Below are 22,403 nucleotides of genomic sequence, written 5' to 3'. Positions count from 1 at the left end.
ACATGGCTCGTTTCTTCATTGATCGGCCCATCTTCGCCTGGGTCATTGCCATCTGCATCATGTTCGCCGGTGGGCTATCCATCAGCCAGCTGCCACTTGAGCAATACCCCAATATCGCGCCGCCGACGGTAAAAATCTCTGCCACTTACACTGGCGCATCGGCCAAGACCGTCGAAGACTCCGTCACGCAGGTCATTGAGCAGCAGATGAAGGGGCTGGACCGTCTGACCTATATGTCCGCCTCCAGCAGCTCTGCGGGCAGTGCGAGCATCAGCCTGACCTTCGCCGCAGGCACCGACCCTGATGTGGCGCAGATGCAGGTGCAGAACAAGCTGCAGCAGGCCGAATCGCGTCTGCCGCAAAGCGTGCAGAGTGAAGGTCTGACGGTGACCAAGGGCAGTTCCGACTTTCTCATGCTGGTCGCCCTGGCCTCCGATAACGAAAGCGTCACCGGCACGCAGATCGGTGATTACATTTCCAGCACGCTGCTCGATCAACTCAGCCGTGTGGATGGCGTCGGTGACGTGCAGACCCTGGGTTCGGGGTATGCGATGCGTATCTGGCTGGACCCGGCCAGGCTGGAAAAGTACGCATTGATGCCCTCCGACATCAGCTCGGCCCTGGAGGCGCAGAACACTGAGGTCTCGGCAGGCCAGTTGGGAGCTTTGCCTGCGGTGGAAGGTCAGCAACTGAATGCGACCATCAGTGCCCGCAGCAAGCTGCAGACACCCGAGCAGTTCGAGAACGTGGTCGTCAAATCTTCCAGTGACGGTGCCGTTGTGCTCTTGCGCGATGTGGCGCGGGTGGAGCTGGGCAGCGAGAGCTATGACATCAACTCGGCGCTCAATGGCAGGCCTGCGGCGGCGATGGGTATCCAGCTGGCGTCAGGCGCAAACGCGCTGAGCGTTGGCGAAGCGATCAAGGCCAGACTCAAGGAGCTGGAACCGTTCTACCCCGCGCAAATGCAACTGAAGACAGTGATTGCCTATGACACCACGCCATTCGTGAGCCTGTCGATCAAGGAGGTGGTGAAATCGCTGGGGGAGGCGATCGTGCTGGTGGTGCTGATCATGTTTCTGTTCATGCAGAACCTGCGCGCCACGCTGATTCCGGCGATTACCGTGCCAGTGGTGCTGCTGGGCACGTTCGGCGTGCTGGCGCTGTTCGGCTACTCGATCAATACCCTGACCATGTTCGCGATGGTCCTGGCCATCGGCCTGCTGGTCGACGATGCCATTGTGGTGGTGGAAAACGTCGAGCGGGTGATGGGCGAAGAGCACCTGAGCCCGCTGGAAGCGACCCGCAAATCAATGGATGAAATTACCAGCGCGCTGATCGGTATCGCGCTGGTGCTGAGCGCCGTGTTCATTCCGATGGCCTTTTTCAGCGGTTCCACCGGGATTATCTACCGGCAGTTTTCGGTGACCATTGTTTCGGCCATGCTGCTCTCGGTGCTGGTTGCAATGACCCTGACGCCAGCGTTGTGCGCAACGATGCTCAAATCGTCGGATGCGCAACTGCACGCACAACGGGGTGGCTTTTTCGGCTGGTTCAACCGCACGTTCGAGCGCAGTGCCGACCGCTATCAGCGAGGCGTGAGCGGAGTCATCGAACATCGCGGACGGGGTCTGCTGGTGTATGCGCTGGTGCTGGTGGTCATGGCGCTGGGTTACGTCAGCCTGCCCACGTCGTTCCTGCCGGATGAAGACCAGGGCGCGCTGATGGCGCAGATCCAGCTGCCGGTGGGCGCTGCCGACAGCCGTACACAGGCGGTAATGAGGCAGTTCGAGGCTTACATGCTCAAGCAGCCGGAAGTCGAGGCATTGATCAGCATTTCCGGGCTGGGGATGGGCGGTAACAGTCAGAACACCGCCAGGGCATTCATCAAACTCAAGGACTGGAGCGAGCGCTCCGGCAAGGAGCAGGGCGCAGCGCAGGTGGCACAGCGCGCGACGCTGGCCCTGGCGAGCATCGGCGACGCCAGTGTGTTTGTCATGCAGCCCCCTGCGGTACGTGGCCTGGGGCAGAGTTCGGGGTTCGATGTGCAACTCAAGGACCTCGGTGGTGTGGGGCATGAGGCACTGGTGGCGGCACGCGAGCAGTTTATCGAACTGGCGAGAAAGGACTCGAGCATGCTGGGCGTGCGCAGCAACGGCCTGGACGACACTCCGCAGTTGAAAGTGACCATCGACGACCGCAAGGCCGGTGCATTGAGCCTGTCCACCAGTGACATCAACTCGACCCTGTCCACTGCGCTGGGCGGCAGCTACATCAATGACTTCCTCAATCAGGGGCGAGTGAAAAAAGTCTACGTGCAGGGCGAGGCTGCTTCGCGCATGCAATCAGCTGATCTGGACCATTGGTTCGTGCGCAACAGCAATGACGAAATGGTCCCGTTCTCATCGTTCGCCAGCAGTCGTTGGAGCTACGGCTCGCCGTTGCTGGAGCGTTACAACGGCAGCTCGTCACTTGAAGTGGTGGGCGATCCTGCGCCGGGCGTCAGCTCGGGTACAGCGATGGATGCCGTTGAAGCCATCATCAAGCAACTTCCCGAGGGCATCGGTTACGAGTGGACGGGGCAGTCCTACCAACTGCGCTTGTCCGGGTCCCAGGCGCCGATGCTCTACGCCATTTCAGTGCTGTTCGTATTCCTCTGCCTGGCAGCCTTGTACGAGAGCTGGTCGGTGCCGTTCTCGGTCATGCTCGTGGTGCCGCTGGGTGTGGTCGGCGCGGTACTGGCGACCCGCATCAGTGGCTTGAGCAATGACGTGTATTTTCAGGTGGGCTTGCTGACCACGGTGGGCCTGGCGGCGAAAAACGCGATCCTGATCGTCGAGTTCGCCAAACATCTTCAGGAACAGGGCAAAAGCCTGCATGAGGCGACCCTTCTTGCCGCCCGGCAACGCCTGCGTCCGATTCTGATGACTTCGCTGGCATTCATGTTCGGTGTGCTGCCGCTGGCCCTCAGCAGCGGTGCAGGCTCGGCCGGGCGCAATGCGATCGGCACGGGCGTTCTGGGCGGCATGTTCAGCGCCACTGTGCTGGGTATTTTCCTGGTGCCGCTGTTCTTCGTCGAAGTGCGTCGCCGCTTCAGTCGTTCGTCAGGCAATGCTCCGGCGGCTCAACCCACATCTACAGGTGAAGCATGATGCGTCTTTTCTGGCCTTCGCTGGCTGTCACGGCGCTGCTTGCGGGCTGCGTCAACCTTGCCCCGGACTATCAGCGCCCTGAAGCGCCGGTTTCAAACCAATGGCTGCCAGCGACAGCGGACCAGCCGGTTGCGTCGGCCAGCGTGCCCACGGACATCGAATGGCAGAATTTTTTCATCGATAACCGCCTGGTGCGCCTGCAGACCCTGGCGCTGGTGAATAACCGCGACCTGCGCCTGGCCAGCCTCAACGTCGAGAAAGCGCAGGCGCAATATCGCATCGAACGGGCGGCGAGCCTGCCGACCATTGATGCCAGTGGCAGCGGAACGCATACACGCACGCCGTCATCGACCTCCATGACCGGAGGCTCGTCGATCAGCCATGAGTACAGCGCGCAGCTTGGCTTGAGCAGCTATGAACTGGACGTATTCGGGCGTATCCAGAACCTTCAGGACGAAGCGCTCGAGGATTATCTGGCGTTGACCGAAACCCGGCGCAGCACGCAGATCAGCCTGATCGCCGAAGTGGCGACCGGCTGGCTGACCCTGGCCGCCGACAACCAGCTTCTGAAACTTGCCGAAGACACGCTGGCCAGCCAGCAGAAAAGCTACGACCTGACCCGAAGCAGTCATGCGCTGGGCGGTTCTTCCGGGCTGGAAGTGGCCCAGGCGCAGACAACGGTCGAATCGGCGAGGGGCGATGTGGCGCAATATAAAAGCCAGATTCTTCAGGACCGTAACGCCCTGTGTCTGCTGGTGGGCAGCGATCTGCCGGAGGAGCTGCTGCCCAATGCCGACATGCAGTCGGTGGCGCAATTGGTGCAGGTGCCGGATGGCCTGCCTTCCAGCCTCCTGCAACGTCGCCCGGACGTGCTGAGTGCCGAGCACACGCTGAAAGCCGCGAACATTGATATCGGTGCAGCGCGTGCGGCGTTCTTCCCCAGCATCACCCTGACCGCCAGTGCAGGCTCTTCCAGCTCCAGCCTGTCGGGTCTGTTCAAGTCCGGAACCGGCGCGTGGAGCTTTGCGCCAAGCATCAGCGTGCCGATTTTCGATGGCGGCGCCAATCGTGCCACGCTGGACTCGGCCAAGGTCGAGAACCAGATCCAGATTCAGACCTATCAGCAGACGATCCAGACTGCATTCAAGGAAGTGGCCGATGCTCTGGCGGTGCGCAGCACGCTGGATGAGCGGCTTGCCGCACAGCAGGCCTATACCGATGCCAGCCGCGGAAGCTACGAATTGGCCGACGCTCTGTACCGTGGCGGATCGCAGAGTTACCTGGAGGCGCTCGAGTCGCAACGCTCGCTGTACAGTGCCGAGCAGGACCTGATTTCCCTGCGCCTGACAGAGCAGAGCAACCGGGTCACGCTCTACAAGGTCATGGGCGGCGGATGGAATCGGTGACGGTTTTTTCTACTAGCCTTTGAATTATCGCCGGGGTTAAACGTTTTACCCCTACGCACAGTGCGGCCATTTGCAGGTTCGCACTGTGATTTTGATCCTTCATGAACAGGAGTTCTCATGAAACCCTCCCAGCCGAAGTACGCCCACGCCTTGTTGCTGCTGGTCACTTCACTCAGCCTTCAGACGCCGGCTCAGGCCCGCATGGCATCTTCTGCAACCGTCGACAATACGGCCCGGCTTGCAGTGGTCAAACCGGTCAGCAGCTGTGCTGCACTGAGCAGCGTGGAAATCAGTGATATCGGCGGGCAGGGCAGTCGTGTGCTGGCGGCCAGTGAATCGACCCGTGATGGTGTCGCGGTGTGTGCCGTGGAAGGTCAACTGGCACCGGAGATCAATTTCAGGCTTGAGCTGCCAACCCGCACCTGGGAGCAGCGCTACCTGCAAGTCGGCTGCGGTGGATTGTGTGGCAACGTCAACTCGACCGTGCGCGCCGCTGATGGCTGCACGTCCCTGAGTGCTGGCGCATTCGCGGTGGCCTCCACCGACATGGGACATCGGGCGGCAGACGAGCATTTTGGCGATGACCCGCAAAAGCGCGCCGATTTCGCCCATCGTGGTGTGCACCTCACTGCACTGGCCTCGAAGAAACTGATCGCTGCGTTCTATGGTCGCAAAGCGCAATACGCCTACTTCAGTGGCTGCTCGGACGGCGGCCGAGAGGCGTTGATCGAAGCGCAGCGCTACCCGGACGATTTCGACGGCATCATTGCCGGAGCCCCGGCGCTCAATTTTCAAGTGCAGAAAACCCTGTATCACAGCTGGATGGCGCGCTCCAATCGCGGCGCAGACGGCAAGCCGATCCTTCTCGCTTCACGATTGCCGTTGCTGCACAAGGCCGTACTCGACCAATGCGATCTGCTGGACGGGCAGATCGACGGCCTCATAGCGGATCCGCGTATCTGCCACTTCGACCCCGCCGCGTTGCAATGCAAGGCGTCTGCCGATCCCGCCACGTGCCTGAGCGCGGATGAGGTAGCCACGGTCAGACGCTTTTACGATGGCCCGAAAGACGCAGCCAGTGGCGAGCGGCTGACCCTGGGCGGCCCGCAGCCGGGTTCGGAACTGGCATGGGCTGGCGTGTTTGTGCCGGTCAGCGCCGATCAGACTGTGTACAGCGAAAAAGCCGCGCTGGAGGCCATTCGCAACGTTGTGTTCGAGAAGAACCCGTCCGCAGGTTTCGATTTGAATACGCTGGAGTTCGACAAGAAAACCTTTGACCAACTGCGCCCGCTGCATGCGCTGTACGACGCTACCAACCCTGATCTTTCACCATTCGCCAGCCGTGGCGGCAAGCTGATCCTCTGGCACGGCTGGGCCGACCCGAACATCTCACCGCTCAACACCCTGGCGTATCACGAGGCGCTTGAAGCGCAGATGGGCAGGACCCGCACCGAGGCATTCTCGAGGCTGTACATGTTGCCCGGCGTCTATCACTGCGGCGGCGGGGAAGGGCCAAGCCTGGTCGATCTGCTGACACCGGTCATGGCCTGGGTCGAAAAAAGCCGGGCCCCGGATGCCATCGTTGTCCGACAGGCAGGCCCGGAGAAGGCCGGCAACAGGCAGCGGCCGCTGGCACAGTCGCTGCCGGCGTCGATGGTCAAGGAAAACGTGGGCAATCGCGGACGCACCCGCAAGGTCTTCCCGTACCCGTTCATGGCCGAGTACGACCACAAGGGCTACGCGAAAAACGCAAACAGCTACCAGCGCGCCCAGCCGCTGACCACGGAAAAAACACCGCAATGGATGGGCAGCGGGTTCTTCAAACCGTATACGCCCCTGGAACGTCAGGCGCAGTAGCGATTGCACCGGCATAACGCGGGCGAATTATTTTCTCCTCGTTCTTGACATGGCATGCGAACCAGTACAGAATTGCGTCCATTCCTGAGCGAGGAATTGAAAAAAACCCTTTAGATTCAATGGGTTGGAAGCCAAAGAAATACAGGTTTCCCGCGAAATCAAAACACGTTTGATGTTCAAGTGAAGCATCTTTCGTTTGAGGCCGAGTAGCAAAATGGTTATGCAGCGGATTGCAAATCCGCCTACGCCGGTTCGATTCCGACCTCGGCCTCCACTATTCAAAGCCCCGCAGATTAACGTCTGCGGGGTTTTTTATTGGGCGCTGGAAAGTGAGGAGTTCCGAAACTTTCTCACTTTGAGGGCTGCGCGACGGCCAACCTTGAAGATGTGTTGTTGCGACTGCCTACGCCTCGGGCGAGTGACATTACAGAGCTGCTGCCACACCGCTGGACGCCTGCCCGACAGCAGGCACAGGTTTACAGGCACCAATAGTGAGAGTTGAGATAATTCCTCCGGACTATAAATCAATGACTATTACCTACCGACTGAACATGATGCGTACCTTGATGACCGCCTTGGGTGGGCCATAAGATGATGCGCGCGTAGGTATTAGTGCTTCGATATCCGCTTTATGAATGCTGAAAATTTTTATCAGCGCGGTGGCTTCACCGCAAGCGCCCAAGCTATTTACAACTGGTCCTCCGGGCTTCAAGGTGACGTCGCTGAACGCTTGCGATCGGATACCCTTCCGAGATGACGAAGGCTGTGGTCTCAGAAGCAACCGAGCTTTTCCAATCGATTTCAAGGCTCAAATGCGCCGCGTAGCCGGGCCCGCGACACCAAAAAACCAGAGAGGCGCACTTGGACTACCTAGCAGCACTGACCGCCTTCGTAGAGTCTGCCAACGGGAACAGCTTCTCCAAAGCCGCAGGGCGTTTGGGGATCAAAGCTTCTACGGTTTCGCGTTACATCAAAGATCTAGAGCACGATCTCGGCATTGCTCTTTTCAATCGATCAACACGAAAACTCGCATTGACCGAGGGTGGGCAAACGTTCTTGTACCATGCCCAAAAAGTCCTCTTTGAATTGTCAGAAGCCAAGGCGGCAACGTCCGCCCTCAATCAAAATCCCCGAGGGAGGTTGAAGGTCAGTCTGCCTCCTGCTTTTGCACGTCATCACATACTCCCTCTGGTAGGCGAGTTTATCGAGCGTTATCCAGACATCACACTAGATCTCAGTCTTGAGGAGTCACATGTCGATCTGATCGCCACTGGAATCGATCTTGCGATTCGAATTGGCAGATTGGCGAACTCCAATCTCAAGGCGAGAAAGCTGGCTGAGGTAAAGACTTTCCTGTGTGTGAGCCCAGAGTTTGCCACTCGTTATCCTCAACCGGATTGCCCCGCTCAACTGCCTGTCGACCTGATGATCATCGGGCGTGAGTACCCCGAGGGGTTGATATGGGCCAACGACAACGAGCAGGTTTCGTTGCCCGTGGGTGCTGTACTTTGGGTAAATGACCTTGAGGCTCAGCTAATTGCGGTGAGCAACGGGTTGGGAATGGCATTGCTCCCAGATTGGCTTGCCAGTGCCAGTTTGCGCGATGGTCGACTGGTGCGCTTGCTGCCTGATTGGGAGGTCAAGGGCTCACAGGAGTCTGGCGCCATCTGGTTTGTATATCCTCCGAAGCGAATCGTTTCTTCGAAGGTGCGATGCTTTATCGATTTCATTGCTGAACGCGTGGTTGACCCGCCCGTGTGGCAGCGATGATTCCCGGTATGAGCCAGCCATACCGGGATTCCATTTAGCTGAACCGAATATCCAGTGATCGCAGGTATGTCTGTAGACCTGCATCCTGAATCGGGATCAGAAATGCTTCGCGATCCGACTCGTTGAAGTGGGCATGCCAATAGCCAGGTGGCGTGACGAACGCAAGCCCTGGCGTCCAATCTACGCGTTTTGGATTGCGAATCTGGCCATTCTCGTCAAGTTCAGTACCGACAAGCGAATAGCACCCGGTTGGGCAGTCAATGATGAAGTCAAGGGCGATGGATTGGTGCCGGTGGGGTTTTTGGATCGAGCCAGCCGGGAGGATGCCGTACATAGCCCACAGTACATGTGTCACTGTGCGTGTCTGAGGAAAGTTGCTGTTACCCAGCAGAATACTGATGCGGCTGCGATCCTGTGCACGTGGATCATCAGCGGCTTCACGAAGCTTTGCCGATGCGACAGCCGCAGGGTACAGAGTCGGGGTGAAGCGGTCTTCACTTCTGCTCACGCCTAAGTAGCGAAGCAGAGGCTCATCATGTACCCAGTAGAATCGTGCGTCCGCCGACGCCTTGAGGATTGTGCTGTTCATCCCTGGCAGGGCGATAAAACAACCTTTTGTCCATTCAAACGCCTTTTCACCGTACGAAAGGCTGCCGCTACCATCAATTACATACAGAACCTGTGAGGTCGCGTTGGGCGCTAAAGTGACATCATCGCCGGCGTTCAGTCGAATGAAACTGGCACAAAGACCTGGGCCGGTTGCTGGGCCTTCACACTCAAGTTTTTCGCTCAAATCGAGAGCCACTGTTCGAGATGGGCCCGAATCATAGAGCGAAGCAGGGAAGCTCTGGTACGGGATGCGGGTGATCAAATTTGCGCTGATCGGGTTTGCCGCTTTGCTGTACTCGAAGTATTCCGCATCGATCTCATGTGGAGATGCTTCCAGGTTTGAATGCGGTTGAATTGCACTGTTCATAATGAATCCTCGCTCTGTGTCTCATGATCAGCACGCTGCGGGAGCCAGCACGCCACGGTGGGTTCAATATACGAGTCTGGTACGGCGCTATGAATAACCGCACCGGCACATCACTTGTGTGGAAAGGGGTGTTGATTCCCTCCCGATCCTGGCGTTGAAAGGTTGGGGTAAGTGTGAGGCAGAATCTGCTGGAACTGGCTCGATAGGTGATTGAAAGGTGGCGTGAGTCGCCTGGGTGGTCTATTAATTTGGAGTGTGTCTTAACGAGGGCTCAGCCTTGGTCGGTAGAATTTCTGATTCCGAACTTCATGAAATGCGTATTCGCAAGTTGCAGAACGACATCGCCGATTCAGAGCGTCTCGGGATGCCGGTGAAATTCATGCATCTGTCCGCGCTGACGCCAACCAGTCGAGAGCAACATGTCGAGCGACATGGCGAGCTGTTCACGGGACAGCAGATGCTTGATTGGTGGGCAGAAGGGGATAACCGTGTGCGCTGTCGATGCGCATGCACACCGGTACTGCTGGACAGGCAGGGCAGGCCAATGACGCCTGACCTGATAGCCAATGCAAAGATTGAGTTGAAGAACTTCAAGCTTTCCTGAGCTTTCGCTCGATGCTTTTTGCGGAATTGAATGGAGGGTGACTGTGTATATCGGCAGCGATAAGCAGCGGTTTCGGGTCCAGCGTTTTATCTCGCTCGTTCTGTTGACTGTTTCGGTTTTCCTGCTGATAACAAACGGCTACTCCTATCTGCTGTGCGGTGGCGCTGGCTATCCGGTATTCAAGGCCGTGACATGTCTTTGCGTGGGTTCCGTCATGTTCTATTTCTCGAAGCGTTGGTGATCGCCGTCGCACCGGCAGCACGATTATTGCTTGGCAAGACTACCCAGCCTGTCAGGCTTTAATCGAGGTGAGACCCATGAGCAAACCCCTTGTCCGGTGGCCGATCGATCCGCGCAGAGCGGCGGTTATCGTTGTAGACATGCAAAAGGTCTTTTGCGAGCCCACTGGGGCGTTGTACGTAAAAAGTACGGTGGATATCGTCCAGCCTATCCAGAAGCTGCTGCAAGCTGCGCGGGCTGCTCGTGTGACGGTGGTTTATCTTCGCCACATTGTGCGCGGCGATGGTTCTGATACCGGGCGTATGCGTGATCTTTACCCGAATGTTGACCAGATACTGGCACGGCATGATCCGGGCATTGAGGTCATCGAAGCACTCGCGCCTCAGTCAGGTGATGTGATTGTCGACAAGCTGTTTTACAGCGGCTTTCATAATACTGACCTGGACACCGTGCTGCGTGCGCGGGATGTCGACACGATCATCGTCTGCGGCACGGTCACCAATGTGTGCTGTGAAACCACGATCAGGGATGGCGTGCATCGTGAGTACAAAGTCATCGCCCTGAGCGACGCCAATGCCGCGATGGACTACCCGGACGTCGGCTTCGGCGCGGTCTCTGCAGAAGAAGTTCAGCGAATATCGCTGACGACGATTGCCTATGAGTTCGGTGAAGTAACGACGACCGCCGACGTTATCGAACGTATGGAAAGCGCCTGAAAACAGCGGGTCGAATGTGCGCAGTTCTGGCCCGTTTTTTCATATCTGTGCATTCAAACCATGCGTTCCGTTTCAGACCGGTTGATCCGGCTTTAGCGGTTGAAACAGCTAACTGCTTGTATGAACGATGAATTCCTCCAGTGGCATGCTTTCTGCTCTTGCCTCGCTGATCTTTACCCTTATGGATGAGCCTTCCCGGTAGCGTGTCAGCGAGAGGAAACAGCCGTATGACTCTGCAATATGTGCCCATTATCAACCTGGCCCCCTATTTTTCCGAAGACCCGGACGGCAAGGCCGCCGTAGCCAGAGCAGTCAATCAGGCGTGCAGGGACATCGGGTTTCTGGTCATCACCGAGCACCAGATTCCCGGAGCGCTTATCGACAGGGTCTCGCGTTTGACCCGGCAATTCTTTGATTTGCCGCTGGCGGAAAAGCGCAGGGTAGACCGGCCCAGTCCGGAGATGGTGCGCGGCTATAGCGCGGTGGCCGAGGAGAGCCTTTCCTATTCCCTGGAGGAAAGCGCGCCGGGGGATCTCAAGGAGTCTTTCTCCATCGGGCCGAGTAATGTTCCGGACGAAGATTATTATCACAATGCCCAGGCGGGCTCGCACTTCGCACCGAATGTCTGGCCTGCGCAAGACCTGCTGCCCGGATTCAAGGAGGCTTACCAGGCCTATTTCGACGCCATGAGCGAATTGGCTCAATCGTTGATGCGCTTGTTTGCCTTGGCATTGGAACTGGATGAGTGTTTTTTCGATGACAAGATCGACCGGCATATCAGCATGTTCCGCAGCCTGAGTTACCCGGACATCAAGACCGAGGTCGAGGCTGGTCAATTACGCGCGAGTGCGCATACCGACTACGGCAGCCTGACCATCGTGCGCCCCGATAACGCGCTGGGCGGCTTGCAAGTGCGTAATCGTCAGGGCGAGTGGGTCGATGTGCCGTATGTCGAGAATGGTTTTGTGGTCAACATTGGCGATCTGATGATGCAGTGGACCAACGACCAGTGGATTTCCACGCTGCACCGAGTGGTCAACCCGCCGATGACCAGCGATCAGGACAACCGCCGACAGTCTCTGGTGTTCTTCCACCAGCCCAACTACGACACCTTGATTCAATGCCTGCCAGGTTGCCTGCCGCCTGGCGCTACGCCTCGGCATGCGCCGGTTACATCAGGCGATCACTTGCTGTCCAAGTTCGTCAAACAGACGACCTTTGGCGGCAGCAAGGTGGCCTGATATGAACTCCCTGTCTTACGTCAACGTGTTCGCGCGGGACATTGTCCGTCTCAGCACCTTCTATTCGGACCTGTTCGGTTTTCGCGAAATCGAGTCCATCAGGTCACCGATCTTCCGCGGACTGGACACAGGCAAGTCCTGCATCGGTTTCAACGCGCTTGATGCATACGAGCTGCTTGGCCTGGAAGCGTTTGCAGGCAGCACCGGGTGCAGGTTCTTGCTCAACATCGACGTGTCCGAACAAGCCGAGGTAGACCGACTGGTGCCGCTGGCGGTGGAGCAGGGCGCAAGACTGATCAAGGAACCGTATTTGACGTATTACAACTGGTATCAGGCCGTGCTGCTGGACCCCGAGCAGAACGTCTTTCGCATTAACGTGATGCTCTGAAACTCCCGGCGAGCGGCGTTTTTTTGAGGATCATTGGAGGGAGGCCCCGGCAGGGTGAAAAGGCTAAACTGACTCACACTTTTATGTGGAGTTTCAAGTGTGAGCTGGATTTTAGAGCGGTTACTTGCCCTTGTTTTATTTATGCCGCTGATGTTTGCAGGTGCGTGGCTGGGGTTCGAGATACCTGGAATAGATCACGGCACACGGACAGTGTTTTTCGTCTGCTGGATGATCGTGATGGCATGTGTTGTCGGTCGAATCTGCAAAAGAATATTCAGGGAAAAGTAGCAGGCCTTGAGCGACGAGAGCTCAAAGTCCGCAAGCCTTGGCTAATCACTGATTCGAGAGCTCTTTCCGGATGATTTCTGCGCCTGCACTTAATGCGCGCAGCTTGCCGCTGGCGACATGACGAGGAAGGGGGGCCATGCCGCAGTTGGTGCACGGATAGAGTTTGTCGGCATCGACGAATTGAAGCGCCTTTCTCAACGTGTTGGCGACTTCCTCAGGCGTTTCAATGGTGTGGCTTGCCACATCAATGGCCCCTACCATCACTTTCTTGCCTCGAATGAGCTCAATCAGATCCATAGGGACGCGAGAGTTGTGACATTCCAACGAGATGATGTCGATACTGGAATTTTGCAGTTTGGGAAAGGCTTCTTCGTACTGTCGCCATTCTGACCCCAGAGTTTTTTTCCAGTCGGTATTCGCTTTGATGCCGTAGCCATAGCAAATATGCACGGCCGTTTCACATTTAAGCCCTTCAACTGCCCTTTCCAGGGTGGCGACGCCCCAGTCATTCACCTCATCAAAAAACACATTAAATGCAGGTTCATCAAACTGAATAATATCAACCCCGGCAGCCTCCAGTTCTTTGGCCTCCTGGTTGAGGATTTTGGCAAACTCCCAAGCCAGTTTTTCACGATTTTTATAATGAGCATCGTAGAGAGTATCAATCATCGTCATTGGCCCTGGCAGGGCCCACTTGATAGGCTGCCTGGTCTGCTGACGCAGAAATTTTGCGTCTTCAACAAAAACCGGCTTTCGGCGAGCGACAGCACCCACGACGGTTGGCACGCTCGCATCATAGCGGTCACGAATTCTGACAGTCTCGCGCTTTTCAAAATCGACGCCGTCGAGATGCTCAATAAACGTAGTTACAAAATGCTGGCGCGTTTGTTCACCGTCACTGACGATATCAATATTGGCCAGCTGTTGTTCTTGCAGTGACAAACGTAACGCATCCTGCTTGCCTTCAAGCAATTCTTCGCCTTGCAATTTCCACGGTGACCAGAGCGTCTCAGGTTGTGCAAGCCAGGAAGGTTTAGGCAAGCTGCCAGCAGTGGAGGTGGGCAAAAGTTTTTTCATGAAAAATCAGCCTTGGTTTTTAAACGATCAAAGAGTGCAGCTTGCGGACCACTGATCCAGAAGGGGCTGGTAGGGTTTGATAAAGTGCTCTTCAAAAAATTTCCCTTGCTTTATAGCCAGCTGACTTCGCTCCTCGCGGTCGTACACAATGCGAGTCAACGAGTAATCTTTATTTTTCAAGCTAGGCTGATAGATTTTTCCTGCCGTTGAATTTGCGTTATAGATCTCAGGGCGATAAATTTTCTGAAAGGTATCCATCGTGCTGATGGTGCTAATAAGCTCCAGATTGGTGTAGTCCCCCAGCAAATCGCCCGAAAAATAAAAAGCCAGAGGCGCAACGCTGTTGGGGGGCATGAAATAGCGAACCTTTAAGCCCATTTTCCTGAAGTACTCATCCGTCAACGAGTATTCGTCCTGCTGGTATTCATATCCTAAAACAGGATGCTGATTCTCGGTCCGCTGGTAGGTCCTGGCGCTCGATACACTCAGGCAGATGACGGGCAGCTTATCGAAGTGAGCTTTGTAGCTATCTGAATTGATAAAGCATTTGAATAGCTTTCCGTGTAAATCCCCAAAGTCTTCCGGGGTGCTGAGCCCGGACAGACTCCTATTGTGCTCCAGTAATCGTACACTGAAGTCATAGTCTCGAACGTAAGAAGAAAAGTTATTTCCGACAATCCCGTTAATACGCGCATCAGTTTTTCTATCAATGATCGTCGTTTTCAAAACCTCAATCAACGGGATGGTCTGATGATTGCCTTCAGCGTCAATATTCATTTCCGCAGAAACAATATCCAGCTCGACCGTATAACGATCTCCTTTAGGGTTGTCCCAGTGCGCCAAGGCATTGAAGCGGTTGTCAATCATCGTCAAGGTGTTACGCAAATTCTCCTGGCGACTTTCTCCCCTGGCCAGGTTCGCAAAATTAGTCGTGACTCGCGTGGTGTCTGGAGGTGAGTAATCCTCATTAAAGCAAGTGCACTTGATAGAAAATGTGAATTCTTTCTTCATCTTGGCTTGGCGCCCTTATTTGTGAGGCAGAACCTGAGTGGGCTTTGCCCCTTTTAGCTTTGACCGACGTCCGTTTCTTCAATCAGCCACCGTAATTCTGCGGAGGGTGAAGAGCTGCAAGGATTTTAGGCCGGTTACCTACATGAACAAAAACGAATTGATTTCAATGAAAGCATTAGTCACGTTCATGATGGGTCCAGGGTTAGAACTAACGTCTCTGTCTCTGGAGGAGGCGCGGCGGCCAGTCTTCGGCGTAGTCGCTGTTGCGGGCGGAGTAGGCGTAGCAGCCATCCATCTCGCTATACGGCTGAAATTGAGTTATTTGCTATAGCTTCGATGAGAAAGACACGGTGTCTAGAGCATTGGGGAGTCAAGCTGAGTTTGTGGCACCCAGTACGATGAAATTTTATTCACCTTTAGCGCGATGCAGCTGTTGTCATAAAGTAGGTACAGTATTTGTATGGCAGTTTATCTGCCATGCAACATATGAAGCAGAGGCTCTTAGATCGAGCTTTTAACAACCCAGAGGAAATACCATGAACAGCATTACAAAAATATCCGTGCTGAAAGGGTTTGTCGTGACAACTGTCGCAGTGATTGGGCTGCAAGGCATGGCATTCGCTGCGGCTTCCAAGCCATCCGCTCCTGCAGTCGATGGGAAATATGCGCTTGTTCAGGGCGCAGGCAATGCCTCCAAGGATTCGAAAGCAGCCCCTATACAGTTAGCGATGCGTATTCCACAGCACACGAATTTCGATGATCCATGCCGTTTTACCCCAAAAGATTGCGGCTAAAGCTGCCGCAATTAACGCAGCTGCCGCAAAATGAGATTTGCGGCAGTACTGCATCAGCATTATGTTCTCCAGGCTAAGAACGCGTGGCGTTCTTCTTGCCCGCCCACTTCAAACCGATCCAGGGCAGATTGCGGATCTCGCGTTTGCATGACTGCCCGCCAGCAGCCTGGTTATTGTGGGCTCAACAAGCCACTCGGTCACTTCCCGCTCGATCGTCAACGTTCTGAGCCAGGCGGGCGATAGAGCTTGCTGCCACCGGTTCTTTGATTGCGCTCTGATCGAAGAAATACTACCGCGACCTGCTAAGCAGGAACAGCTATGCATATTCGCCTCCAAGGCGCATGGCGTAGGTGAGACCTCCTTGGACCTCAGATTACCAAGCTCGGCAAAAACGTCATTCGCGCCTATTTTAGCTACGCGGTAGTCGGCCGGGTGTCTTTAAATGATAATGGCACTTTGATATTGCTCGGGTGTGTGGTAATAAAGCCTTTCCGAGGTTTGGAAGGGATATTCACATGGAACGCGATTCGCTTAGGATTAAGCATTTACTGAGTCTGCTTCCGGCTTACGCTGTTTCTAGCGGGATTCATCTTGATGATCTTCTTGAAAAGTGGAGATCATCCAGTGGAAACGTCAGCAGACCTCTAGAGGAAGCGGAATTCTTCTATCTGGCAAACCGCTGTGTTGATTCAGGCCTCCTTTTGGTTTCTAAGGATTGGGTTATCCAGATAACTCGATCCGGTCAGGATTATCTCGATCCCAAGACGCAAAAATCTGGCAGGGTTTAACTGAGCGATTTTCTTTTGACAAGGCTCGCCATACTGATGCGTCTTTTTTATTTCAGGGGTGGAGAGGGATCCAAGCGACCTTGGTCCAGGCAAAGCTACTTGGCTGACCGGGCGGTACAGGTCCAATCCTGCTGGGTGACTTCTTGTGGTTGAGGAAAGTCCTCTCCAAGGATGCGACCGATCGCGACATGGACATGCCGATATCGACACCGTCCGCAGGCTTAACGAACTGATCGACTCCGAAGTGGTGATCCGCAAAGATGCCGAGGCTCGGGCTGACGAGTTCGCCAAAGAGCGCAACAAGCGGGCTGCCGCTGTTGGCGTGCCTGGGAGTGTGGGGGATTGCCTCGCTGCTGGGCAGCCAGCAGGAGTTGGTGCAGAACCAAGGACAGGTCATGGAATGCACCACAATGGCGGATGAGGTTTACGGCCCGCGCAGTGCCAAGCTCAGCGGGCGGCGGACGGCAATGTCTGGTCAGGCACCATGATGATTTTCAGAATCATCGATGACCGGGTCTGCTCAATGCGCGAGCAGTACCTCGGCAGGCTCAGGTAGGCATGGCAATGACTGACAGGGGAGAGCTGATTTTTATTGTGAGATAGGTGGCAATCGCCGTCAGCTACCCGCCAATAAGGGCCGAAGCGGCAGATCACTTTGAGGTTGCATACTTGCAAACGTCGCTATTTTGGGTTGGCAGGGTGATTTTTTATCGTTGTAACCGCGATTGTCGCCGCTGTTTTGCGTTTGGAGGCTGAAAGGGGAATAGGCCCAAAAACTCGTCTTGGATCGACCACGAATTGTTCCTCAAGTAAATCCTGTTGATGTCCAACGTTTTACCGCCGGTCAGTTCAATGAGACTGATCGATGAATTCACGTGTCAGCTTCTTTAGGTGGGTCATAGGCCGGTGTTTTTCTGGTCAGGTCATCTACAAGGATCTTCAAAATGCCACTCCAAGACCATTTCCGATTCAAGGCTCATGAACTTTTGGTGGAACTGGATGCATCTATAACTAAAATGATGATGATGGTTTCCGCGAAGGAAATTGAAGGGGCTTTTTGGGAGGAGGCAACTGACCGTCATTATCACGCCTTTTTAGCCTGGCATGACTTCATAGCGGCAACCGATGACGCTTCGAACGATATGCCCGGCATTCATTAAGCCTTTCCGCCGAGCCTCAACAGCGCCTGGGTGCGTTCAGACGCGTCATTTCTGACCAGTCCCGTTATAGCTGGCTCACGGCATAAAGCGTTTGAGCTCGACGACCCAGACCCATGGGTTGCTGTGCCATGCGGCGAGATACCAGTGCGATAATTGGGCGATACGTCGTCACTCGCCAGTTCTGGCGGCATTCCAATCCTTCCGCCCTGATGTCGCTGCGGGAAATGGCTTGCAGGCGCTCGACCCGATGGCTACTTGGGCGCGCTCAACAGAAAGCTGACAAGGATTCGAAATCAGCGCCCATACCGGTAGCGATGCGTATTCCACAGCACTCGAAGCCCAATGATCCGTGCCGTAACATCCCAGACTGTGATTAACGCTGCCGCTATTAAAACAGCTGCCGCAAAACAAGATCTGCGGCAGCGCAGCTGATTTTCACGACATGTGGGGGCGATGGGATTTCAGGCCAGGCTAGCGGCGTGCCGTTCTCGCGCCTCAAGTGAGGCGGAAGATCTTTGCGCAAGCACATAGGCATCTGAACGCGCTATTGCCAGATGCCTACTGTATACAAGCGCGTTCTGATCAACTTTTTCAGGTCTTGAACTTATTGACCAATACTCCAAATGAGGCGGCAAGTCGAGAAAGCTCTGCGCTCGAGGCATTGGTTTGGTGTGCGCCAGTCGCAGTCTGAGTGGAGATATCTTGAATATTAATCAGGTTTCGATCCACCTCTCGAGCTACGTGAGCCTGCTCTTCGGCGGCACTCGCGATCACGAGATTTTTCTCATTAATCATTGAGACACCTTCGGTGATTCTGTCTAGCGCGTGACCTGCCTGAATCGCTTGATCACGGGTTTCTCCTGCAAGGCTCCTACTGTTATTCATAGAGATCACTGCTTCATCCGCACCTGCACGAATTTGGGCCATCATAGCCTCAATGTCCGCGGTCGATGCCTGCGTTCGGTGTGCAAGGGCGCGCACTTCATCGGCGACTACCGCAAAGCCGCGACCCTGCTCGCCAGCCCTGGCTGCCTCAATTGCGGCATTCAATGCCAAAAGGTTGGTTTGCTGGGCTATGGACTGGATGACTGCGAGAACGCCTGTGATCTCATTGACTCTCGTGGCGAGTACCGTGACCTTTTCAGTCGATTGAGAAATCTGCTCTGCCATAGTATTAACCGATCCAACGGCATTCTTTACTTGATCACGTCCTTCAATAGCACTGCGGCTAGTTTCTTCAGAGGACTCAGACGCGCCTGAGGCATTGCGCGCCACTTCCTCTACCGCTGCTGTCATCTCGTTCACCGCCGTAGCGGCTTGCTGGATTTCATCGTTCTGGCGTATCAGCGCTTTGGAGCTTTCCTCCGTAACTGCATTCAACTCTTCGGACGCAGATGCCAATTGATCTGCCGCATTAGCAATTTCGCTAATGGTATTTCTTAGATTAACTTGCATCGTGCTGAGTGCTGATTGCAGTGTGCTGATCTCGTCATTTCCGGTTACATCAATTTGTTGGGAAAGGTCGCCGTCGGCCACTTGTTTTGCGGTCCGTAGAGCACCCAAAAGCGGTCGAGTGATCGAGCGTGTGACCAATAAGCCCAGAATAATTGCAGCAACAAACGCGATAACTACGCCTATGCCCAATGAACCATATGCGGCGCTCGAAGTCTTTGCGGCTTCTACTGCGACGTCATCACTCTGGCGCTTGTTGGACGCTACTATTGCTTTTAACTCATCGTTTACTTTCTTGTATGCAGGATCCACCTCTTGTCCGAATATCTTGCTCGCGCTTTCGAGGTCACCTTTCGCCGCTAATTCGATCACGCGAGAGGATGCGTTAATGTACGCGGGCCAGTCTTTTTCAAACTGATCACCTGCCGCTCTTTCATCGTCTTCCAGAGGCGTTTGCCGATATGCATTGAAAAGTTGCTCTACTTCTTTTTGGTTGTCTGCTAAGGACTTCAAAGCCTCGTTATACCGGGCTTGGTCTGCCTTTGCAAATTTATACAGCAGTGCGCGGTGCAAGTCGCGATAGTGCGCTATAGCATTTGAGCGTGCGTTACTCGTGTTGTACACCGATACGAGGTTGTTACTGACGATCCCATCTACGCTGTTTTTGAGGCCAGTGATACCGGTGTATCCGACAAGGCCGACACCTAGCGTGACAACTGCGCATACTACAAACGCAGATATTAGGCGTGTTGATAACATAGTGCCGCGTAAGAGATTCATCGTAGTGTAGCCTTCCTTGATTTCCCTATCCGAACTAGAAGGGTAATTCGTATCGGCCAGCTACTGCCGTTCCTGCAGTAGCTGGCGACAAGCGGTTCAGCCATGAACCAGTTGTTCAAGGCAACTGTCGTTAAAACGCTGTCAAGCCACGCACCTCATCAGCACCGCTGGCTGTAAGCGTTGCCGCTCGCTCAACCGATCCGGACAAGCCGTGCCCGCCGAATGCTGGTATGCCGCCGAACATGCTCACCGCTGGCCCCTCATCACCCTCGCAGTTCGGGCACCCGTAATGGCCTAACTCTTCGCTGAACACATGTCCGCATCCGCACTGGAGTGCAGGGCCGAAAGGAGCTGTTCCGGTAACGTCTTGCCCCTCGCCTCGGCGCGGCGCATTATCCCGGCGCACGCCTTCGCGCTCAAAAAGTACCGCGGTGGGATCGAAGTCTGCTCGAGCACTTGCGACAAGGAACACACGGCGGCGTCGTTGGGCCAGTCCGAAATATTGGGCGTCCAATATCCGCCACGCAATTGTTCTTTTGGGTCCATACATACAATCAGCGTCCTGCCACCGTTTCCCTGGAGGCTGCAGTTCGCAGTATTCCCCAGCAAGCGCGCCAAGAAAGCATCCGAAGGCGTTGCCTTTGTCGGAAAGGACACCGGGGACGTTCTCCCAGACGATGATGCTTTCGGGTTGGTTTCGACTGGTTCGAACATGGTCAACTGCATCTGCAAGCTCTACATATTTGATGGTTAGGGCACCGCGCGGGTCGAGCATGCCCTGTCTCATGCCGGCGACACTGAACGCTTGGCACGGCGTTCCGCCGACGAGAACGTCCGGGGCTACTATCTTGCCGGCCAGCACTAGGGCCCCGAGCGTGGTCATGTCGCCAAAGTTCGGCGTGCGAGGGTAGTGGTGAGCCAGTACGGCGCTGGGGAAGGGTTCAATATCGGCGAACCACACCGGTTCCATGCCCTGCGGGTGCCAGGCTGCGGTCGCGGCCTCAATGCCGCTGCACACGCTTCCGTATTTCAGGGGCGGGTATTGCTGGTGAGCGGACATAGTTCATCCTCGCCGGGGTGGCGTGAGTCGTTGAGTAGGAAGGGTTTAAACTAATTTTCCGCAGAACCAAAATGAGAAAATGGAGTATTCATATTGGTTTGCAGCCATTAATTAAAACGGACAAAAAATCATGAGCTTAATTGACTGCCCTGAATGCAATGCAAAGATCTCCGATAAAGCCTTTTCCTGCCCCCATCGCGGTAATCCTTTTCGGGAGCCACCCTCTGGCCGCTATTTCAGCGAGAAAAACATTGGTCAGATTGCTGGGGTTACCGGCGTTTGGCTAACAGCTCCCTGGCCCGCACGGATGGTATTTGGAGTCGTTGCTGTGATTGCGATAGCGGCAGTTTTTATATTCCGTTGAGGCTGGCATTGAAAATTGCGTCAGCCATCGTCTATACGCGCATGAAGCTCTCTCGAACACGACGGGCAGGGCATCGCTATGACTTTGAAAAGTGATACAGAAGCGCTTGAGGCAATCGCGGAAGAAGCCGAGATACCGAATCTGCTTCTGGAAAACTTCGAAGGCCCAAGCCATGCCGAGCTGATCGCCGTCGTTCGGCAGATCATCGCAATAGCGCGCTACCGTGATGCGCTGGTCAGCGTTGGGGGTGTTCAGCGCAATAAGTGAGGGTGGGGGTTAGGGGTGGTTGTCCGCACCGCAATTTTGGCGATCGGACAAGTAGCATTCACTGACTGCAATGAAGCGTCCGCAGCCCTGACAGTTGAATACCTGTTTGCGGATGCGTCGCGGCTTCGGTGGCGTGATGCCGGTGCCGCGCAGAGCTTGTTTCAGGTCCACATCTTGCCGATGCACCAAACGCCTGGCGCGAGTGACGATGTAATCCAGCGGCCAGATGATCAGCTCATCGTCGCCGATAGCGGTGGCCGCTTCGAGGGTCAGCCTGTCCGCGCGCTCAAGTCGGTCAGTGCCGCCGATGGGCCACTTGGCAAAGAAAATGTCGTTGCCGTTCCATTGCTGCTGGATCTGCAAAACGCACTGGCATCCCTCAGTCGGCTGTGCTGCTGAGTCGGTCTTGCTGATGTACTGATGATCGACGCCCACATGCGCGCGCTCGTCGATATAGGATTTTGGCCACGAGATGTCTGTGTCCCTTTTCGCTGTGGCCTGCTCCAGGGTAAACAGCTCGGCCTTATCGAGGCTGGTCGTGTAACCGCCGCCCAGCGCCCAGAAAGTCAGGCCGTCGCCAACGTAGCTTCGGCTGTCCTGCAGGTAAAACTGGCTCATGGCGTTTCTCCATGCATGCGCCGCCCTCCGTGTCCGGTGGTGGCAAATTGGTTTGGGGTGAGCTATAGATGATGGCCGGTACGGAGCCGGATCAAAGGAGCTGCAAATGAAACGTCGCGAATATTTTCTTGAGGCAAACAGGCTTTCAAATATCTTCGGTGAAAAAATGGATGCTGCAAAAGCGTTTTTGGAAAACGATCCAGAGCTGGAGGCTCCGAGCGCGCTAGAGAAGTACTGGGAGCTGGAGAGCGCAGCAAGCGCTGCAGCTGGCAAGTGGACGAATTTCTGCGCCGAGCAGCGACCTCTCATTCGGGGATGATTAACCAATCACTCGGATCTTGCTGAATGATCAGCATGCTCATGCGGTGAGACTCCAGCGCCACAATATTCGGCGCTG

The 22,403-nt window shown here is 55.3% G+C and carries 20 protein-coding genes, 1 tRNA gene and 4 pseudogenes; 18 read left to right on the top strand and 7 right to left on the bottom strand.

Annotated features, from left to right (window positions below; all coding sequences use genetic code 11):
• Positions 1-2: 2 nt before the first annotated feature.
• The 5 genes from BLR20_RS05045 to BLR20_RS05025 all read left to right on the top strand — a co-directional run bounded on the left by BLR20_RS05045 (position 3) and on the right by BLR20_RS05025 (position 8,182).
• Positions 3-3,149: an efflux RND transporter permease subunit gene (locus tag BLR20_RS05045; RefSeq protein WP_054993920.1), complete on the top strand. Its 3,147-nt coding sequence runs from the start codon at positions 3-5 to the stop codon at positions 3,147-3,149.
• On the top strand, positions 3,149-4,555 hold the full coding sequence (locus BLR20_RS05040) for an efflux transporter outer membrane subunit (RefSeq protein ID WP_054993921.1): 1,407 nt from the start codon (positions 3,149-3,151) through the stop codon (positions 4,553-4,555). The genes BLR20_RS05045 and BLR20_RS05040 overlap by 1 nt, the downstream gene beginning before the upstream one ends.
• A gap of 117 nt (positions 4,556-4,672) precedes the next feature.
• Positions 4,673-6,412 (top strand): tannase/feruloyl esterase family alpha/beta hydrolase, encoded by a 1,740-nt coding sequence (locus BLR20_RS05035; RefSeq protein WP_074594451.1) that lies wholly within the window; start codon positions 4,673-4,675, stop codon positions 6,410-6,412.
• A gap of 200 nt (positions 6,413-6,612) precedes the next feature.
• Positions 6,613-6,686, top strand: a tRNA-Cys gene (locus tag BLR20_RS05030).
• A gap of 587 nt (positions 6,687-7,273) precedes the next feature.
• Positions 7,274-8,182, top strand: a complete 909-nt coding sequence (locus BLR20_RS05025; protein ID WP_054994206.1) for a LysR family transcriptional regulator — start codon at positions 7,274-7,276, stop codon at positions 8,180-8,182.
• 34 nt (positions 8,183-8,216) lie between these two features.
• Here the strand turns inward: BLR20_RS05025 and BLR20_RS05020 are convergent, their stop codons facing one another.
• Complete coding sequence (locus BLR20_RS05020) at positions 8,217-9,158, bottom strand: cupin domain-containing protein (protein WP_054994205.1); 942 nt, start codon at positions 9,156-9,158, stop codon at positions 8,217-8,219.
• A 313-nt stretch (positions 9,159-9,471) separates the two neighbouring features.
• Here BLR20_RS05020 and BLR20_RS05015 point away from each other — a divergent pair, with 313 nt between their 5' ends.
• From BLR20_RS05015 to BLR20_RS28035, 6 genes are all read left to right on the top strand, one after another.
• On the top strand, positions 9,472-9,762 hold the full coding sequence (locus BLR20_RS05015; RefSeq protein WP_054994204.1) for a hypothetical protein: 291 nt from the start codon (positions 9,472-9,474) through the stop codon (positions 9,760-9,762).
• 43 nt (positions 9,763-9,805) lie between these two features.
• A complete protein-coding gene (locus tag BLR20_RS05010) occupies positions 9,806-10,003 on the top strand; it encodes a hypothetical protein (RefSeq protein ID WP_032612841.1) in 198 nt (65 codons plus the stop codon).
• Between the two features lie 76 nt (positions 10,004-10,079).
• Positions 10,080-10,718, top strand: a complete 639-nt coding sequence (locus BLR20_RS05005; RefSeq protein WP_032612842.1) for a cysteine hydrolase family protein — start codon at positions 10,080-10,082, stop codon at positions 10,716-10,718.
• Positions 10,719-10,945: 227 nt separating this feature from the next.
• On the top strand, positions 10,946-11,959 hold the full coding sequence (locus tag BLR20_RS05000; protein WP_032612844.1) for an isopenicillin N synthase family dioxygenase: 1,014 nt from the start codon (positions 10,946-10,948) through the stop codon (positions 11,957-11,959).
• A 1-nt stretch (position 11,960) separates the two neighbouring features.
• Positions 11,961-12,347 carry a VOC family protein gene (locus tag BLR20_RS04995; protein ID WP_054994203.1) on the top strand — a complete coding sequence of 129 codons (387 nt, stop codon included), beginning with the start codon at positions 11,961-11,963 and terminating at the stop codon, positions 12,345-12,347.
• Between the two features lie 99 nt (positions 12,348-12,446).
• Entirely contained in the window at positions 12,447-12,635 is a 189-nt protein-coding gene (locus tag BLR20_RS28035) for a hypothetical protein (protein ID WP_074594449.1), read from the top strand.
• Positions 12,636-12,680: 45 nt separating this feature from the next.
• Here BLR20_RS28035 and BLR20_RS04985 read toward each other — a convergent pair whose 3' ends face one another.
• A complete protein-coding gene (locus tag BLR20_RS04985; protein ID WP_054994202.1) occupies positions 12,681-13,712 on the bottom strand; it encodes a methionine synthase in 1,032 nt (343 codons plus the stop codon).
• A gap of 27 nt (positions 13,713-13,739) precedes the next feature.
• On the bottom strand, positions 13,740-14,723 hold the full coding sequence (locus BLR20_RS04980) for a DUF1852 domain-containing protein (RefSeq protein ID WP_054994201.1): 984 nt from the start codon (positions 14,721-14,723) through the stop codon (positions 13,740-13,742).
• Positions 14,724-15,259: 536 nt separating this feature from the next.
• Between BLR20_RS04980 and BLR20_RS26390 the strand changes: the two genes are divergently transcribed.
• The 5 genes and pseudogenes from BLR20_RS26390 (at position 15,260) to BLR20_RS04960 (ending at position 17,465) form a co-directional block, all read left to right on the top strand.
• Complete coding sequence (locus tag BLR20_RS26390; protein WP_054994199.1) at positions 15,260-15,517, top strand: hypothetical protein; 258 nt, start codon at positions 15,260-15,262, stop codon at positions 15,515-15,517.
• A gap of 515 nt (positions 15,518-16,032) precedes the next feature.
• Complete coding sequence (locus BLR20_RS26855; RefSeq protein WP_143009976.1) at positions 16,033-16,305, top strand: hypothetical protein; 273 nt, start codon at positions 16,033-16,035, stop codon at positions 16,303-16,305.
• A 58-nt stretch (positions 16,306-16,363) separates the two neighbouring features.
• Positions 16,364-16,627, top strand: a pseudogene (locus BLR20_RS04970) (chemotaxis protein); the annotation flags it as partial.
• Between the two features lie 73 nt (positions 16,628-16,700).
• Positions 16,701-16,908 (top strand): annotated as a pseudogene (locus tag BLR20_RS28030) (hypothetical protein).
• A gap of 341 nt (positions 16,909-17,249) precedes the next feature.
• On the top strand, positions 17,250-17,465 hold the full coding sequence (locus BLR20_RS04960) for a hypothetical protein (protein WP_032612854.1): 216 nt from the start codon (positions 17,250-17,252) through the stop codon (positions 17,463-17,465).
• 591 nt (positions 17,466-18,056) lie between these two features.
• On the opposite strand, the gene BLR20_RS28370 is transcribed toward BLR20_RS04960, so the two are convergent.
• The 3 genes and pseudogenes from BLR20_RS28370 to BLR20_RS04945 all read right to left on the bottom strand — a co-directional run.
• Positions 18,057-18,920 (bottom strand): methyl-accepting chemotaxis protein, encoded by an 864-nt coding sequence (locus BLR20_RS28370; RefSeq protein WP_390175884.1) that lies wholly within the window; start codon positions 18,918-18,920, stop codon positions 18,057-18,059.
• Positions 18,915-19,676, bottom strand: a pseudogene (locus BLR20_RS28365) (MCP four helix bundle domain-containing protein); the annotation flags it as partial. The gene BLR20_RS28370 and the pseudogene BLR20_RS28365, both read right to left, overlap by 6 nt.
• 190 nt (positions 19,677-19,866) lie before the next feature.
• Positions 19,867-20,757 (bottom strand): annotated as a pseudogene (locus BLR20_RS04945) (DNA cytosine methyltransferase); the annotation flags it as partial.
• Between the two features lie 442 nt (positions 20,758-21,199).
• Between BLR20_RS04945 and BLR20_RS04935 the strand changes: the two are divergent.
• The gene (locus BLR20_RS04935; RefSeq protein WP_054994196.1) at positions 21,200-21,388 is read left to right on the top strand and encodes a hypothetical protein; all 189 of its coding nucleotides are present in this window, start codon (positions 21,200-21,202) and stop codon (positions 21,386-21,388) included.
• Between the two features lie 9 nt (positions 21,389-21,397).
• Here BLR20_RS04935 and BLR20_RS04930 read toward each other — a convergent pair whose 3' ends face one another.
• A complete protein-coding gene (locus tag BLR20_RS04930; protein WP_054994195.1) occupies positions 21,398-22,006 on the bottom strand; it encodes a hypothetical protein in 609 nt (202 codons plus the stop codon).
• A gap of 106 nt (positions 22,007-22,112) precedes the next feature.
• On the opposite strand from BLR20_RS04930, the gene BLR20_RS27715 reads away from it, so the two are divergent.
• Positions 22,113-22,325 carry a hypothetical protein gene (locus BLR20_RS27715; protein ID WP_054994194.1) on the top strand — a complete coding sequence of 71 codons (213 nt, stop codon included), beginning with the start codon at positions 22,113-22,115 and terminating at the stop codon, positions 22,323-22,325.
• Positions 22,326-22,403: the final 78 nt, after the last annotated feature.

This window comes from Pseudomonas congelans, from assembly GCF_900103225.1.
Lineage (GTDB): Bacteria > Pseudomonadota > Gammaproteobacteria > Pseudomonadales > Pseudomonadaceae > Aquipseudomonas > Aquipseudomonas congelans.
This window is presented reverse-complemented; position numbering and strand designations above follow the sequence as displayed.